General features: G+C 52.9%; 14 protein-coding genes. 9 read left to right on the top strand and 5 right to left on the bottom strand.

What is annotated here, in order from left to right:
• Positions 1 to 5 precede the first annotated feature (5 nt).
• From R3I13_RS04755 to R3I13_RS04735, 5 genes are all read left to right on the top strand, one after another.
• Positions 6 to 749: a type III pantothenate kinase gene (locus R3I13_RS04755; protein WP_346316779.1), complete on the top strand. Its 744-nt coding sequence runs from the start codon at positions 6 to 8 to the stop codon at positions 747 to 749.
• Complete coding sequence (locus R3I13_RS04750; protein WP_346316778.1) at positions 730 to 2,025, top strand: hypothetical protein; 1,296 nt, start codon at positions 730 to 732, stop codon at positions 2,023 to 2,025. The genes R3I13_RS04755 and R3I13_RS04750 overlap by 20 nt, the downstream gene beginning before the upstream one ends.
• A 9-nt stretch (positions 2,026 to 2,034) precedes the next feature.
• Positions 2,035 to 2,595, top strand: a complete 561-nt coding sequence (gene lptC, locus R3I13_RS04745; RefSeq protein WP_346316777.1) for an LPS export ABC transporter periplasmic protein LptC — start codon at positions 2,035 to 2,037, stop codon at positions 2,593 to 2,595.
• A 161-nt stretch (positions 2,596 to 2,756) separates the two neighbouring features.
• A complete protein-coding gene (locus tag R3I13_RS04740; protein WP_346316776.1) occupies positions 2,757 to 3,746 on the top strand; it encodes an aldo/keto reductase in 990 nt (329 codons plus the stop codon).
• A 304-nt stretch (positions 3,747 to 4,050) separates the two neighbouring features.
• Positions 4,051 to 4,389, top strand: coding sequence for a tRNA-binding protein (locus R3I13_RS04735; RefSeq protein ID WP_346316775.1), 339 nt, complete (start codon positions 4,051 to 4,053; stop codon positions 4,387 to 4,389).
• Positions 4,390 to 4,934: 545 nt separating this feature from the next.
• Here the strand turns inward: R3I13_RS04735 and R3I13_RS04730 are convergent.
• Positions 4,935 to 7,058, bottom strand: a complete 2,124-nt coding sequence (locus tag R3I13_RS04730; RefSeq protein ID WP_346316774.1) for a S9 family peptidase — start codon at positions 7,056 to 7,058, stop codon at positions 4,935 to 4,937.
• A gap of 27 nt (positions 7,059 to 7,085) precedes the next feature.
• Here R3I13_RS04730 and R3I13_RS04725 point away from each other — a divergent pair, with 27 nt between their 5' ends.
• The gene (locus R3I13_RS04725; protein WP_346316773.1) at positions 7,086 to 7,277 is read left to right on the top strand and encodes a hypothetical protein; all 192 of its coding nucleotides are present in this window, start codon (positions 7,086 to 7,088) and stop codon (positions 7,275 to 7,277) included.
• Between the two features lie 35 nt (positions 7,278 to 7,312).
• On the opposite strand, the gene R3I13_RS04720 is transcribed toward R3I13_RS04725, so the two are convergent.
• Positions 7,313 to 7,690, bottom strand: a complete 378-nt coding sequence (locus R3I13_RS04720; protein ID WP_346316772.1) for a hypothetical protein — start codon at positions 7,688 to 7,690, stop codon at positions 7,313 to 7,315.
• 236 nt (positions 7,691 to 7,926) lie between these two features.
• Positions 7,927 to 9,465: a lysine--tRNA ligase gene (lysS, locus tag R3I13_RS04715; protein WP_346316771.1), complete on the bottom strand. Its 1,539-nt coding sequence runs from the start codon at positions 9,463 to 9,465 to the stop codon at positions 7,927 to 7,929.
• A 195-nt stretch (positions 9,466 to 9,660) separates the two neighbouring features.
• Here lysS and R3I13_RS04710 point away from each other — a divergent pair, with 195 nt between their 5' ends.
• Together R3I13_RS04710 and R3I13_RS04705 are read left to right on the top strand one after the other, a co-directional pair.
• Positions 9,661 to 10,488 (top strand): universal stress protein, encoded by an 828-nt coding sequence (locus R3I13_RS04710; RefSeq protein ID WP_346316770.1) that lies wholly within the window; start codon positions 9,661 to 9,663, stop codon positions 10,486 to 10,488.
• 23 nt (positions 10,489 to 10,511) lie between these two features.
• Positions 10,512 to 11,249 carry a DUF4197 domain-containing protein gene (locus tag R3I13_RS04705; protein WP_346316769.1) on the top strand — a complete coding sequence of 246 codons (738 nt, stop codon included), beginning with the start codon at positions 10,512 to 10,514 and terminating at the stop codon, positions 11,247 to 11,249.
• Between the two features lie 65 nt (positions 11,250 to 11,314).
• Here the strand turns inward: R3I13_RS04705 and R3I13_RS04700 are convergent, their stop codons facing one another.
• Both R3I13_RS04700 and R3I13_RS04695 read right to left on the bottom strand, forming a co-directional pair.
• Positions 11,315 to 12,199, bottom strand: coding sequence for a flavin reductase family protein (locus tag R3I13_RS04700; RefSeq protein WP_346316768.1), 885 nt, complete (start codon positions 12,197 to 12,199; stop codon positions 11,315 to 11,317).
• A complete protein-coding gene (locus R3I13_RS04695) occupies positions 12,196 to 13,212 on the bottom strand; it encodes a fumarylacetoacetate hydrolase family protein (RefSeq protein ID WP_346316767.1) in 1,017 nt (338 codons plus the stop codon). The genes R3I13_RS04700 and R3I13_RS04695 overlap by 4 nt, the downstream gene beginning before the upstream one ends.
• A 57-nt stretch (positions 13,213 to 13,269) precedes the next feature.
• Between R3I13_RS04695 and R3I13_RS04690 the strand changes: the two genes are divergently transcribed.
• Positions 13,270 to 15,207: a serine hydrolase gene (locus R3I13_RS04690; protein ID WP_346316766.1), complete on the top strand. Its 1,938-nt coding sequence runs from the start codon at positions 13,270 to 13,272 to the stop codon at positions 15,205 to 15,207.
• Positions 15,208 to 15,225: the final 18 nt, after the last annotated feature.

The raw sequence follows: 15,225 nt of genomic DNA, 5'->3' as shown, positions 1-15,225 counted from the left end.
GCGCCATGACCGGTTCAATTTTTTGCATGGACCTGGGCAATTCCCGCCTGAAATGCGGCATTATGCAGAACGGGGAGTTGCAGCAGGAATTATTTTTTTCCGAATCAGGCCTGGTGAGTGAAGTGGAAGCGGCGCTGGCACAACATGCCCCCGCGGCCTCTATCCTCTCTTCCGTGGTAGACCATCCGCCGGCCCTCGAAGCTTTGCTGGAAGCCCATGGGCCCTTCATCAAACTGCAGCATACCACTCCTTTGCCTGTTAAGCTGGCGTACGAAAAACCGGAAACCCTCGGGGTAGACAGGATGGCGCTGGCATCCGGCGCCTGGGCCATGTTCCCGGGCAGGCACAGCCTCATCATCGGCACAGGCAGCGCCATTACCTACAATTTTGTGCATAAAACGGGCGTATTCCTGGGCGGTGGCATCAGCCCCGGGATAGACATGCGCTTCAGGGCCCTGCATGAGTTCACAGACAAGCTGCCGCTGGTGAAAGGCAGCACACAGTATTCCTTTATCGGCTACAACACGCGCCAGAGCATACTCAGCGGCGTGCAACAGGGCGCCCTGGCGGAAGTGGAAGGCATGATCGCCGCGTATGCCGCCAGGTACCGGAACTTTAACGTGCTTTTAACAGGGGGTAATTTGGAATTTTTTGCTTCCCGCCTTAAAAATAAGATATTTGCAAGCCCGTATTTAATGTATAAAGGTTTAAATTCAATCGTAGAACTCAATGTATTGGACAAAAGCTAGTTTCTTTTGCCTGCTTGGCGTTATTGTATTTTCCGCAAGGAATGCCGCCGCGCAGGATAACACACCTTACTCCCGCTTCGGATTAGGCGAGCTTTCCCGGTCGGAAAATGCCGTTAATCTTGGAATGGGAGGCGTAGCACAGGCTTTTGCCAGTCCCCAGGCAGTCAACTACGTAAACCCTGCCAGCTATTCAAGGCTGCAGCTGGTAACCTTCGATGTGGGCGTAAATGGTGGCGTGCGCCGCCTGGCCACTGCCAACGAAAGCTCACAATCCGGTTTCGGTACCCTCGCTTACCTCCAGCTGGGTATGCCCCTGCGGAAAAACTGGGGCCTCAACATCGGCCTCCGGCCTTTGACCCGCGTAGCTTATAACATCGCTGAAAGCGAAGAAAGAACTTTCTTCGATACCCTTAAGGTGCCCCTCGTGAACCAGTTTGAAGGCAACGGCGGCATCTACCAGGCCTATGTAGGTACCGGTATCGCTTTCGGCAACTTCAGCGTGGGCGCAAACTTCGGGTACCTCTTCGGCAACGTGACCAACAGCACCAAAGTGCTCTACCCTTCAGAAAGCACCATCCTGCCCTCACGCAGCAGCAGGAGGACCAGCTACGGCAGCTTCTTCTACAACGTGGGCCTGCAGCAGGTTGTACCGCTGGGCAAAGACCTCAGCCTTTCATTCGGCCTCAGCGGAAGCCTCGAGCAAAAGCTCACCGCCCGCAGGGAAACCATGAAAGAAACCCTCTTCTACGACGCTTCCTCCGACGAATACGATACCCGCGACACCATCGAATACACGAGCGGCGACAGGGGCAACGTGATCTACCCGCAAAACATCGGCGGCGGTATCATGATCACCAAGGCAGACAAATTCACCTTCGGGGTAGATTACAATACTTCCAAATGGAGCAATTTCAGGAACTACGATGCGCCAGACAGCACGCAGGACAGCTGGAGGCTCAACATTGGCGGCCAGTTTGTGCCCAACGCACAATCATTCACCGGTTACTGGAACAAAGTTGCTTACCGCATGGGCGGCTTTTTCGGGAAAGATTACGTAAAATTGGGGACGGGAGACATGAACATCTGGGGCTTCTCCATCGGGGCAGGCTTCCCTGTTAAGAGGATCATGCCGGCCGTGAACCAGTTCACGCTGATCAACGCCGCTTTCGAAGTGGGTTCCCGCGGCAACCAGGAGCGCCTGAAGGAAACCTATTACAGGGTTACCATCGGCTTCACCCTCAGCGACCGCTGGTTCATCAAAACCAAATACGATTAATCCATCCAATTGAAACGAATTTTCATATACCTGGCTTCCGCCCTGGTGCTCACCGCCTGCGAGAACGACATTAATGCCGTGCGCGCGTTCGACGCCAGCAAAGCGGAAGTGGAGCAGGCATATGATATCGAAACCATCATGAGCCAGACGGCCCATGTAAAAGGCGTGCTTACTTCGCCCTACATGGAAAGGCACCTCAGCAGCCCGCCGCATACAGACTTCCCGAAGGGCCTCCAGGTGATCTTTTACACCGATTCCCTTACAAAGGAAAGCATTCTCACCTCCAACTTCGGACAGATACTCGAAAATCCAAACGGTACCAATGATATCTACCTGCGCGACAGTGTAGTGTTTATCAGTCTCAAAACCGCGCAAAGGCTGGATTGTAAAGATCTCAGGTGGGATTCAAAGATCAACCAGTTTGTAACAGACCGCTTCTGCCGCCTTTCAACGCCTACAGACACCCTCTACGGCCAGGGCTTCAGAGCCAACCAGGATTTCTCCCGCAGCGAATTCATCAATGCTTACGGCACCTTCGCCCCGCAGGACAGCATCCTCTCCATTCAATAATCAATAACAAACAACACTTGCCATAACAAAAGAACCCCGGCGCATTGCCGGGGTTACTTTTGCTTTAACCTATTTTTTAACCTAAAATTTCCTGTGTTATAATTGTCAACAACCATGCCAAAGTATTACTATTTTTATGGATCACTTTTAAATACATGATCATGGAATACAGAAGATTAGGGAAATCAGGTTTACAGCTTAGCGTGCTGTCTTTCGGCAGCTGGGTCACTTTTCACGGGCAGGTAGACGACTCGCTGTCTGACCGGCTGATGGGCCTCGCGTACGACAACGGCATCAATTTTTTCGACAACGCGGAAATATATGCGCTGGGCGAATCAGAGAAGATGATGGGAAGGGTGTTGAAAAGGAAGAACTGGGACCGTACTTCCTATACTGTATCCAGCAAAGCATATTTCGGGTGGAGGGGCGCCAATAACAAACCTAACCAAACCGGCCTGAGCCGCAAGCACCTCGTGGAAGCATGCCACGAAGCCCTGCAGCGCATGGAGTTAGATTACCTGGACCTGTTCTATTGCCACCGGCCAGACAGGAATGTGCCCATCGAGGAAGTAGTATGGACTATGACCAACCTGATCCAGCAGGGGAAAATATTGTACTGGGGCACTTCCGAATGGACGGCTGCCGAGATCATGCATGCGCATATGATCGCGCGGCAATACAACCTGATCGGCCCCGTGGTAGAGCAGCCTGAATACAACCTGTTCCGCCGCGAAAAGGTGGAGGTGGAATACGCGCAGATCTATAAGAACGAAGGCCTGGGTACTACCATCTTCAGCCCGCTGGCTTCCGGCATACTCACCGGCAAATACAACAAAGGCGTTCCCGAAGGTTCGCGCCTGAGCCTGGAAGGCTACGAATGGCTGCGCAACCGCAACCTGCTGGAAGATAACCTGGCAAGGGTAGCCATCCTGCAGACCGTGGCAGACCAGCTGGGCACCAGCCTGGCTACGCTCAGTATTGCCTGGTGTATTGCCAACCCGAACGTAAGCAGCGCCATCCTGGGAGCTACAAAAGAAGAGCAGTTGAAAGAGAACCTGAAGGCCCTGGAAGTGTACCCGAAACTCACAAAAGAAGTAATGCATGAGATAGACACCATCATGGGAACCGCGCCCAGGGTGCCTACACACTAAAGTTTAAAACAGGGTGAAGCAACAGTGGTTAATTTGTTGTTAACAATACTTTATTTAACGCGTTTACGAGACAAAACCGTCCTTTTACGAAAAGCCACTTTCAGGATTGATGCACGCATCTATCTTTGTATCGGTTTTTCATAGGATATGGTTAAAAATATTTGAGGGCGGTATTCTTACCGCCCTATATTTTTTCTCTCCGCGGCCATTTATGTTGAATTCGTCCTCCCACATCCCGCTTTCCCCCTTTTGCCGGTAAATTTTTCCCCAAACGCGTTAATTTCCGTTTCCTAAAATCATCAGCATGGAAACAATTACCTGGAACGATTTTGAAAAGGTGCAGATAAGGGTAGGCACCATCCTGAGGGCAGCCCCCTTTGAAAAGGCCCGTAATCCCGCTTACCAGCTCGAAATAGACTTTGGCCCGGAACTGGGCATCAAACGGTCGTCTGCCCAGATCACCCGCTTATACCGGCCGGAAGAGCTCACAGGCAGGCAAGTGGTGGCGGTAGTGAACTTCCCCGTTAAACAGATCGCCAACTTTTTCTCCGAATGCCTGGTGCTGGGCGTAGTAGGCGACGATAAGGAAATAGTGCTGCTGCAGCCAGACCGCCCCGTGAAAAACGGCCATAGGATTGCATAGTGGCAAATAATTTAATTTAAATTTAATCTTAATGTGTTTGCAAAAACACCTTTTTCCAGACTTCACGAACTAAAACGCTACGTTCACGGAAATGGACTTGCGAAGGAAATATCCCGCCTTATCTTTGACTTAGGTTTTTCATAGGATATGGTTAAAATTATTACAAAGGCGGTATTCTTACCGCCTTTTTTAATTCCTCTCCCTGCATACAACCGTTCCCTCTGCTGTATTTTCCATATTACGATTTTCTGCCTGATGATATGCAGTGCAGCACAGGCTTTGCGGCAAATGAGGTCTTGCGCGGATCGTTTAAAGCAGTTTTCTATACGTTAACTGGAAAAAATATAGCGTTCGCTAGTTTGGATATTGGGGATACTTCTAAATTATGGAAATTTGTAACAGGTTTTTCAATAAAGATATGGTTAAAATTTTTCGGGGCTGTATTCTTGCAGCCCTGTTTTTTTACCCCTAAGTCATCAAACTGCTTATAAAAAAAGCCCCGGATCAAATCCGGGGCTTTTTTGTTGCCTGTAACTGCAGGCATATCAGTTAGTGCCCTGGAAAAATTTGGGCAGCGGTTTCAGTAACAGGTTGGCATACACGAAACGGTAGGTTTCGTTGCGGGAGTGCGCTCCTTTGGCGCCGCCCCAGCCATGCCGCTCGCCGGGGTAGAGCATCAGCTCGAAGTGTTTGCCCTGGTCTTCGAAAAGATTTACCAGCTGGATAGTGTTCTGCAGGTGAACGTTGTCGTCCATAGTTCCGTGCACAATGCGCAGCAGGCCTTTGTATTGTTTGGCGTGGGTAAGCACGGAGGTCACTTTATAACCTTCCACGTTGTCTTTCGGCAGGTCCATGAAGCGCTCGGTGTAGTGGCTGTCGTACAGCTGCCAGTCCGTTACGGAGAAGTTGGCGATGCCGTGGGTGAATACGCTGGCGCCATAGGTAAGGGCCATGCAGGTCATATAACCGCCGAAGCTGCCTCCGGTAATGCCCATGCGGCTGGCGTCCACGCCGGGCTGTGTGCCCAGCCATTTGGCTGCGTCCATGTAATCTTCTATCTCATATTTACCCAGCTGGCGGTGAATGTAGTTCATGCCCGCTTTGCCGAGGTGGCCGCCCGCCCGGTTGTCTATCGCCACCTGGATGAGCCCTTCTTTCGCGTACCATTGCGCCGGCAGCTGCCCGCGCCAGGTATCGTATACGGTGCCTGCGTCCGGCCCGCCATAGATGCTTACCAGCACGGGATATTTTTTACCCGGCTCCATGTTCAGCGGCCAGATGATGGTGAGGGGCAGCGTCAGCCCGTCGCGGGTGGTGTAAGTTTTGAGTTCGGTAGGGGCCAGCTTGTAGCTGTCGAAATTAGCGCCGCGGGCGTTACCCAGCTCGCGGATCACTTTGCCTTTTTCATTCAGCAGGGCCATCCGGGGAGGCGTGTTGAGGTTGCTGTAGGTGGTGATGAAATAATCGCCGCCGGGGCTCAGCTTCACGTCATGCGAAAATTCGCTGAAGCTGAGGCGCTGGGGCTGGCCGCCTTTCAGGTCCGCCTTGTACAGGTCGAAGCGGGTAGTGGCCTCTTTGCGGGCGGTGAAATACACGGCCTGTTTCTTTTCGTCGATCAGGAGCACTTCGCGCACGCGCCAGTTGCCGCTGGTAAGCTGCTGCTTCAGGCTGCCGTCCATGTTGTGAAGGTAAAGATGATCCCAGCCGGAGATATCGCTTTTCACGATAAAACCTTTATTGCCCTGCAGGAAGTAGATGTCGGCGAACCAGTCTATCCAGGTTTTCTGCTTTTCATCGTACAGCGCTTTTTTAGCGCCGGTTTGCGGGTCTATGGCGTAAATGATGAGATTGTTCTGCTCGCGCGGCATCCATTGGGCCCAGAGGGCGCTGCCGTCGGGGCTCCAGAAGGGCTGGCCGAAATACTGATCGTCTTTTTCATTGAAGTCCGCCCAGGTGATCTTTCCGCCGGTAACGGGCACCACGGCCAGCTTCACTTCGGGGTTGGTATCGCCGGCCTTGGGGTAGCGTGTGTTTTCCAGGAAGCCGTGCTGGCCCGCTTCGCTGTAGATAGGAAACACGGGCACTTTGGAATCGTCGAAGCGCATGAAAGCGATCTTTTTGCTGTCGGGGCTCCACCAGAAAGCGCGGTAGCGGCTCGGGCGGCCGAGGATCTCCTCGTAATACACCCAGGAAGCCCAGCCGTTGTAGATCACGTCCGACCCGTCGGTGGTATACTGGATCTCCTTTTTGGTAGCCACTTCCACGGCAAACAGGTTGTTGTTGCGGGTAAAGGCCACGTATTTTTCATCGGGGGAAAGGGTAGGGTTCTTTTCCACGGCATCGTCGCTGGTAACCCGCACTTCCGTTCCGTCAGGGTATTGAACGTATACGTCGTTCCCCTTTACGTTCACTGTGGCGCCCGTGGCCGGCGGCGGCGTGTAGGGGGAAGTTTTGCCGGTCTTAACGTCTACAGACAATGCCTGCCCGTTGCGGAATTCGATGTAATGGTCCTTGTCGGCCCAGCCTCTTACAACTGGCAATGGTTCTGTGATAGATACGGGACGGGTGAAGATCTGGTCGAAGGTCAACTCCTTCTTTTCCTGTGCCCAGGCCGGCATGGCAGCCAGCATGGATAGCCCGGTAATCCATACCGGCAAAGATTTGTACATGCTTCTCATAATTAACAGGTTGATGATATGCGGGTATTTCAGCCGCAGGGCAACGAAAATAAAGATCAAATATCAAATTCGGCAATGAAATATACCAGCGGCAAAGGTTTTACCGGATACACGAAGGAATATACCGGTTATAGGCTAAAAGCCGCGTTCTGTGAAATGCAGCGTGCGGGCGATTTAAAAGGGTATTACATTCGGATTGGTTTTTCATAGGATATGGTCGAAATTAAAGGGGGCGGTGAATTCTTTCACTGCCCCAATTGTTTTATATGACCTCTCACATTACCGGTGATAACAGCTCCCGCCGCCAGTCCCAGGTCTTTCAGGATACTGGCCGGCGCAAACATATCTCCTTTGATCATCGCCGGAACATGTATCGCCGCAATGAACACCAGCAACATCAGCGCCAGCAGGTAACAGGCCGGCCGCGTCCATTTGCCGGCGATGATGGAAATACCGGCCAGTATCATACAAGCGCCGGTAAAATATATCCAGAAAATGCCGCCAGGCATGGTGGAGACCATAGGCGCCATGGTACCGGCATTCACCAGGTGGTTGATGCCAAACAAAAGCCAGATCAGTGCGAACACGACCACGGCGGCAAACGTGGGGATCTTTATTTTCATAACGAAAGCTTTCTAGAATCAACGGGGGAAAAGAACTTTTGTTCAATGCGGTGTCAATATGGCAGCCCCTACATACATAAAAATTTTCCTAAATTGTTTTGCTACGGTTCCCTTACGGTATCCCTACTAAAGCCCTACCAAAGACTTACTAAAGCCCTACTAAAACGGTAAAACTTCCACAAAAAAGAGGCGCCCCAAACCTGGAACGCCTCTCTGAGAATATTGATCATGCCTGTTTAATCCGCGATCACCGGCTTTTCAGGCCGCATCTGCGGGAAGAAAAGCACATCCTGGATGCTCGGCTGGTTCGTCATCAGCATGGTAAGCCGGTCTATACCGATACCGATGCCTGACGTCGGCGGCATGCCGTACTCCAGCGCCCGCAGGAAGTCCTGGTCGATGTACATGGCTTCATCGTCGCCGCGGGCCATCAACTCCACCTGGTCTTCAAACCGCTGCCGCTGGTCGATGGGATCGTTCAGCTCGGAATAAGCATTTGCGATCTCCTTGCCGTTTACGATCAGCTCAAAACGCTCTACCACACCGGTTTTGCTGCGGTGCTTCTTGGTAAGGGGGCTCATTTCCACGGGGTAGTCGATGATGAAAGTGGGCTGCACGTAATGGTGTTCACACTTCTCGCCGAATATCTCGTCTATCAGCTTGCCCTTGCCGGAACTGGCTTCCACGTGGATGTTCAGCTGTTTACATACATCACGCAGTGCGGCTTCGTCCATGTTGGAAATGTCGAAACCGGTATGTTCTTTAATGGCATCGTACATGCTCACGCGGCGATACGGTGCCTTGAAATCGATCTCTTTATCGCCCGCGGTCACTTTGGTGGAACCGTTCACGTTGATGGCCACTTTCTCGAGCAGGGCTTCGGTGGTGTCCATCATCCAGTTGTAGTCCTTGTAGGCGGCGTACATTTCCATCACGGTAAACTCGGGGTTGTGGGTACGGTCCATGCCTTCGTTGCGGAAGTCTTTTGCAAACTCATACACGCCTTCAAACCCGCCCACGATCAGCCTTTTCAGGTACAGCTCGTTGGCAATGCGGAGGTACAGCGGCATGTCGAGCGCATTGTGGTGCGTGATGAACGGGCGCGCGGCGGCTCCGCCGGGAATGGCTTGCAGGATGGGCGTTTCCACCTCCAGGTATCCCAGGCCGTTATAAAAATCCCGCATGGTCTGCATCAGGCGGGTGCGTTTGATGAACACTTCTTTTACCTGCGGGTTGATCACCAGGTCCGCATACCGCTGGCGGTACTTGAATTCAGGATCGGTCACCGCGTCGAAGGTCTCGCCTTCTTTTTCCTTCACCACCGGCAGGGGGCGGAGGGCTTTGGCGAGAACGGTCAGTTCTTTAACGTGCACGGAGGTCTCGCCGGTTTTGGTAATGAAAGCATATCCTTTCACGCCGATGAAGTCGCCGATGTCCGTCAGTTTTTTCCACACCTGGTCGTAAAGGGTCTTGTCCTCGCCGGGGCAGATGTCGTCCCGTTTTATATAAAGCTGTATCCTACCCTTACTGTCCTGCAATACGGCAAAGTTAGCCTTGCCCATGTCTCTGGTGCTCATAATGCGGCCTGCCAGGCATACGTCCTGGTACTGGTCCTTCGTTTCTTCTGAGTAGCCGGCCTTGATATCCGTTGAATAGGCATTCACGGGATATTCGGGCGCCGGGTACGGGTCTATGCCCAGGCTTTGCAGTTCCTTCAGCTTATCCCGGCGGATGATCTCCTGCTCCGAGAGCTGTTGTTGGGTAGTTACGCTCATTTTCGTGATAAATACTGGTTTTAAAGGGAATGCGGGCACTCCCCGATATTGGAACGCAAAAATAGAGGTTTTCGGGCGGATTTGCTCATGCAGGCGGCAACACAGCGTATGGATTGTTTTTGTAATTTATTTATGACTTTCTTACAACGATTGGTGCGGTTATTGCGTAACTTTAGGATCATAAAACCTCCCGGCATGAAAACCATCATCGTACCAACGGATTTTTCTGAAACAGCATACAACGCCGCCCGGTATGCCATCGGGCTGGCAGGGCAAACGGGCGCAACAAGGGTGATCCTTTATCATGCTTACGAGCTCATCGTTCCCATCCCCGACCTTCCCACCGCCGTGCCTATGGTGAATATGGAAGACCTCCGGGATTCCAGCCTCGAAGGCCTCCGCAGAATGCAGACAGAGCTGGCGCCCATCGTGCCCGGCGGCATCCGGCTCGACGTTCGGGCGGATAATCACCTCCTGGCCGCGAATATAGACCAGGTATGCCGTGAAGAACTGGCGGACATCATCGTGATGGGCATCACCGGCGGCAGCCAGCTGGAAGAGATACTGGTCGGCTCCAACACGGTAGACGTAGTGAAAACTTCCGCATACCCCGTGATCGTAGTGCCCACCAGGGCCAGTTTCAGGCCCATCCGCAAGATCGTGTTCGCCTGCGACCTCCGCAAAGTGGCCAAAACCACCCGCAAGGAGCCGCTGTTCAGGATACTGGATGAATTCAAGCCTGAACTGCACGTGGTGAACATCCAGAAAGAAGGGAAAGAACATATCCACCCTGAAGAGAACCAGGAGCTGGACAACATGCTGCACAATTACAACCCGCAGTATCATTTTATTGACAGGCCCAATATCGCGGACGCTATCACCGGGTTTGCAGAAGAACAGTATGCAGACCTGTTGCTGATCATCCCGAAAAAACACGGCCTGTTCGACAGCATATTCAAACGGGGGCATACATCAAGGATCGCATTCCAGACGAATGTACCTTTGCTTTCCATTCACGAATAAACACCTATATCAATTTAGAAGCTATGCTTAAAAGAACATTGTTATTGGCAGCGGGCGTATTGTGCCTTAGTATTTCATCCGGGGCGCAGATACTGAAGAAAGCCTCCGGCATCTTAAAATCCGGCAGCACCGGAACCAGCACCGGTTCTGTAACCGAAGGAGAAGCCGGCATGGGCATCAAGGAAGCGCTGGAAAAAGGCGTGAGCGCGGGCATTTCGCTGCTCAACAAGGAGAACGGATTTTTTGGAAACGATCTCTATAAAGTACTGCTGCCGCCCGATGCGCTGAAGGCGGAGAAAACGCTGCGCAGCATTGGCCTGGGCGGTGAGGTAGACAAAGCCATTTTGCAGATCAACCGCGCGGCTGAGGAAGCCGTTGGTTTTGCCAAGCCCATCTTTGTGAACGCCATCAAACAAATGACCATCACCGATGCGCTCAACCTGCTGAGGGGCGGCCAGCGTTCCGCCACGGATTATTTCCAGTCCAAGACCACGGAATCGCTCACCGCTGCGTTTTCCCCGGTGATAGACAGCGCGCTGAACCGCACATCTGCCACGAAATATTACAGCACCATTGTAACCAAATACAACGAGCTGCCCATCGCTTTCAACAAAGTGAATCCTGACCTGAAAGGGTATGTGACCGAAAAAGCGATCAAAGCCCTGTTCGACCAGATCGCGAAGGAAGAGCTGGCTATCCGCCAGAACCCGGGCGCGAGAACGACGGAGCTGCTGAAGAAAGTGTTTGGCGGGAAGAGCTGATCAATATTGAATTTTATTACTGACTATAGGCTGCTTCCCACAGGGAGCAGCCTTTTTTTGCCGTGTCAGCTCCCCGCCAGCAGCACCTGCCAGGCCTCATTCACTTTATTCTGCGCCAGCAGCTGTCTTGCATAGCTGTGCAGCTCTTTCTCCATTTCATCGGGGTTGATGCTGTAGTATTGAATGATGTTCTTAAGGTGGTCATCGTTGAACGTGGCGTCTATCGCCGGCAGCTCGCTCACGTTGCCCAACTGGCCGAGGTTGTTGCCGGTAAGGATGTGGCTGTTGCGGATGCCCGCCGGCAGCGCATCTACGCCGATGCCCACTTTCAGGTTCGGTTTCTCCACTTCAAACACCGCATCGCCGGAGGCGCGGCAGTAGTAGTCTGCGCCCATTCTTGCCACAAGGTCTATCTTCTGCGGGTCTATCCGCCCGTTTGCATCCAGGATATTTTCATTGATGTGGAGTAGCACCGGTTCGCATATCACGAGGTTGCCCGCGCCGCCGCCCTGGCCGGTTTCGATAATGTCCCTTACTACGCATTCCATTTGCACCGGGCTCTCCTTTACGCGGAAAGGTTTTATTTTTTCAGAAGCCACCGGCGTGAATCCGGACTTCTCAAATTCACTCACGCCTTTCGGGAACTCGCAGCTGGAAAGGGAAGCCTGCTGTACCATGGCGTAGCTCACAACATTGATCACCACTTCGCGGGTGGCGTAGATATTTTCGAGGGTGTGTTTGATGGTATTGTCGCGCACGCGCCGTGATGGCGAAAACACCAGCGTGGGCGGGTTGGAGCCGAATACGTTGAAGAAGCTGAAAGGGCTCAGGTTGGGATGGCCTTCCGCATCTACCGTGCTCGCAAAACAGATCGGGCGCGGCGCCACCGCACCGAGCAGGTACGCGTGCAGCTGCGCGGTTTTCACTTCACCGGGTGTCACTTTCATCATACGTTCTTTTTCTGGGCAAGGATGGAGAAATCTGAATCTTCCGCAACGATCTTGTTCACCAGCCTGCCAAGCCCTTCAATTTCCATTTCCACGATGTCGCCTTCCTGCAGCCATTGCGCGGTGTAATTGGGATCGTTCAGCCTGCCGGTGCCGTTCAGCTCCAGGAAGCAGCCGGTGCCTACGGTGCCGCTGCCGATGATGTCTCCCGGCATGATGTCCGCCCCGTAAGCGCAGCGCTCAACGATCTCGGCAAAGGTCCAGTCCATATCGCCCATATTGCCTTCGCTCACCTGTTTGCCGTTCACCCAGCATTTCATGCTGAGGTTGTAATTGTTGCCGGTATGGCCTTCTTTCGCGGGAATGCGGTAAGGTTCCAGCTCGTCCGGCGTTACGAGCATGGGGCCGATCACGGTGGAGAAATCTTTTCCTTTGGCGGGGCCGAGGTTGAGTTTCATTTCTTCCATCTGCAGCAGGCGGGCGCTCATGTCGTTCATGATCATATACCCGCCGATGTATTCGTCGGCTTCGGCAGCGGTAATGTTCCGGCCGCGTTTGCAGATCACGATGGCAGCTTCCAGCTCGAAGTCCAGGTTCTGGAAATGGTCCGGCATGCACATGACATCGCCCGGGCCCTGGATGGCGTTGTGGTTGGTGAAATAAAATATCGGGTATTGGTCAAATTCCGGGATCATATCCACCTTGCGGTTCCTGCGCGCCGCAGCCACGTGCTGGCGGAATGCATAACCGTCGCGGCAGCTGGTGGGGAAAGGCACCGGGGCCAGCAGCTGCACGTCTTCATAAGGCACGCCATGAACGTTGGTACGCGGGCTTTTGCCGGACTTCAGCTGCCCGTCGATAGCCAGCGCAAGGTCTATCACATCTTCCCACATCTGCAGGAACATGTGCATGGTAGAAGGAAGATCGGGGTGCAGGTCCTGCATGTTGTAAAGCTGTCCGTTCACGAGAAGGGCCAGCTGGTCCACATCTTCCCGGATGTAAGTAACAAGTTTCATGGTGGTTTCTGGTGTTTTTCTTCCGCCAAATATATCGGATTTTTATAGCTTTAAGGTATGCACCGGATATATACCGCTTTCCTTTGCCTGTTTGGCTGCCTTACCGCAGCGGCGCAGCAGCGCACGGACAAATTCCTGGAAAAGCTTTTGCTGGAGCATGCTTCACCTGGGCTGAAGCATATCCTTCAGCATCCTGATTCCTTCCAGGTGCAGCTGATCTATACGCAGATAAACCGCGATGCGCAGAACCGGCCTTCTTTCAAACATTATTACTACCAGGTAGACAACAAAAAATATTTCAACCCCGCGTCTACCGTTAAAATGCCGCTGGCCTTCCTGGCGCTGGAAAAGCTGAACGGGCTGGGGATCGATAAATACACGCCAATGCTGACGGACAGCGGGTATACAGGGCAGACGCGGGTATGGACGGACACTTCCTCCGCCAGCGGCCTTCCTTCGGTGGCCAATTACATCAAAAAAATATTTCTCGTCAGCGACAACGATGCCTACAACCGGCTATACGAATTCATTGGCCAGCAAACGATCCATGAGAAGTTATGGAGCAAGGGATACCCTGAAATGCGCATTGTGAGGCGCTTTGTGGCCATGAACGAAGAGCAGAACCGGCATACCAATCCCATCCGTTTTATGCAGGACGGTAAGCTGGTATACAGTCAGCCCGCGGCCGTAAGCACGCTTCAATATGATTACAGCCGCGAACTATTGGTAGGGCGGGCGCATATGAATAAAGACGAGCAATTGGTAAACACGCCGATGGACTTCACCCGCCACAACAACGCACCCCTGGCGGACCTCCAGCAAATGCTGCAATCCGTGCTGTTCCCGGAATCCATGCCGGAGCATAAACGGTTCCGCCTGACGAACGACGATTACCGCTTCCTCTACCGCTATATGGGCGCGCTGCCTTACGAAAGCAGGAAGCCGGGTTATGATACCACCGAGTTTTTTGACAGCTACACGAAATTCTTCCGGTTCAAGGCCGGCAGGGGCAAAATTCCGCCCCACATCCGGGTGTTCAACAAAACCGGCTGGAGCTACGGCTTCCTGACCGATGTAGCCTATCATGCGGACTTCAGGAGCAAGACCGAGTTCATGATCAGCGGCAGCATTTACGTGAACCGAGACGGCGTGCTGAACGACAACAAATACGAATACGAAGAAGAAGGTTACCCCTTTTTCAGGGAAGTGGGCGATATCATCTACAATTACGAATTGCAACGGGCACGCCCCCACGCGCCTGACCTGGGGATATTTGAAGAAGCCGTTGCCGGCCTGGGAGAGGCGCCGCGGGCCATTACCCGGGGCGATACCACAAAAAAGCAGATCGCGCTGGTGTTCACCGGCCATGAGTTTGCGGATGGCGGTATGTACATCGCGGATGTGCTGAAGAAATACCATGTGCCGGCGTCTTTCTTCCTGACCGGTACATTCTATGAAACGCCCGCTTTTGCGCCCATCATCAACCGGCTGAAGCGGGACGGGCATTACCTGGCCGCCCATTCAGGCAGGCACCTGCTGTATTGCGATTGGGAGAAAAGGGACAGCCTGCTGGTTACCCGGCGGCAGTTTGAAGAAGACCTTGCGCTGAACTACAGGGCCATGGACCGGTTCGGGATACCGGCCGCCCATTACTTCCTGCCCCCGTACGAATGGTACAACGATTCCATTGTGCAGTGGACGGACGGCCTGGGGCTTCAGCTGGTCAATTTCAGCCCCGGTACCCGCAGCACGGCAGATTATACTTACCCGGGAATGGGTAAAAATTACCGGTCCGGCGAAAATATACTGGAGTCCGTTTCCACCTTTGAAAATCAGCGCCCTGCGGGGCTCAACGGGTTTATCCTCCTCTTACATATTGGTACTGATCCAAGGCGTATAGATAAATTTTATTTTCATTTGAGTAAATTGATACGATATTTGCAGGGTAAAGAATACGCATTTGTGACCATACCCCGGTTATTGTCCAAGCAGTGACCATTAGTTTCCCTACTC

Source organism: Chitinophaga sp. YIM B06452 (genome assembly GCF_039655965.1).
Classification (GTDB): Bacteria; Bacteroidota; Bacteroidia; order Chitinophagales; family Chitinophagaceae; genus Chitinophaga.
This window is presented reverse-complemented; position numbering and strand designations above follow the sequence as displayed.

Bases quoted from the DNA above. Each gene is read 5' to 3' on its own strand.
- R3I13_RS04695 (WP_346316767.1), bottom strand. From the start codon at position 13,212: ATGAAACTTGTTACTTACATCCGGGAAGATGTGGACCAGCTGGCCCTT.
- R3I13_RS04705 (WP_346316769.1), top strand. From the start codon at position 10,512: ATGCTTAAAAGAACATTGTTATTGGCAGCGGGCGTATTGTGCCTTAGT.
- lysS (WP_346316771.1), bottom strand. From the start codon at position 9,465: ATGAGCGTAACTACCCAACAACAGCTCTCGGAGCAGGAGATCATCCGC.
- R3I13_RS04755 (WP_346316779.1), top strand. From the start codon at position 6: ATGACCGGTTCAATTTTTTGCATGGACCTGGGCAATTCCCGCCTGAAA.
- R3I13_RS04710 (WP_346316770.1), top strand. From the start codon at position 9,661: ATGAAAACCATCATCGTACCAACGGATTTTTCTGAAACAGCATACAAC.
- R3I13_RS04725 (WP_346316773.1), top strand. From the start codon at position 7,086: ATGCGGGTATTTCAGCCGCAGGGCAACGAAAATAAAGATCAAATATCA.
- R3I13_RS04730 (WP_346316774.1), bottom strand. From the start codon at position 7,058: ATGTACAAATCTTTGCCGGTATGGATTACCGGGCTATCCATGCTGGCT.
- R3I13_RS04720 (WP_346316772.1), bottom strand. From the start codon at position 7,690: ATGAAAATAAAGATCCCCACGTTTGCCGCCGTGGTCGTGTTCGCACTG.
- R3I13_RS04750 (WP_346316778.1), top strand. From the start codon at position 730: ATGTATTGGACAAAAGCTAGTTTCTTTTGCCTGCTTGGCGTTATTGTA.
- R3I13_RS04690 (WP_346316766.1), top strand. From the start codon at position 13,270: ATGCACCGGATATATACCGCTTTCCTTTGCCTGTTTGGCTGCCTTACC.
- R3I13_RS04700 (WP_346316768.1), bottom strand. From the start codon at position 12,199: ATGATGAAAGTGACACCCGGTGAAGTGAAAACCGCGCAGCTGCACGCG.
- R3I13_RS04740 (WP_346316776.1), top strand. From the start codon at position 2,757: ATGGAATACAGAAGATTAGGGAAATCAGGTTTACAGCTTAGCGTGCTG.
- R3I13_RS04735 (WP_346316775.1), top strand. From the start codon at position 4,051: ATGGAAACAATTACCTGGAACGATTTTGAAAAGGTGCAGATAAGGGTA.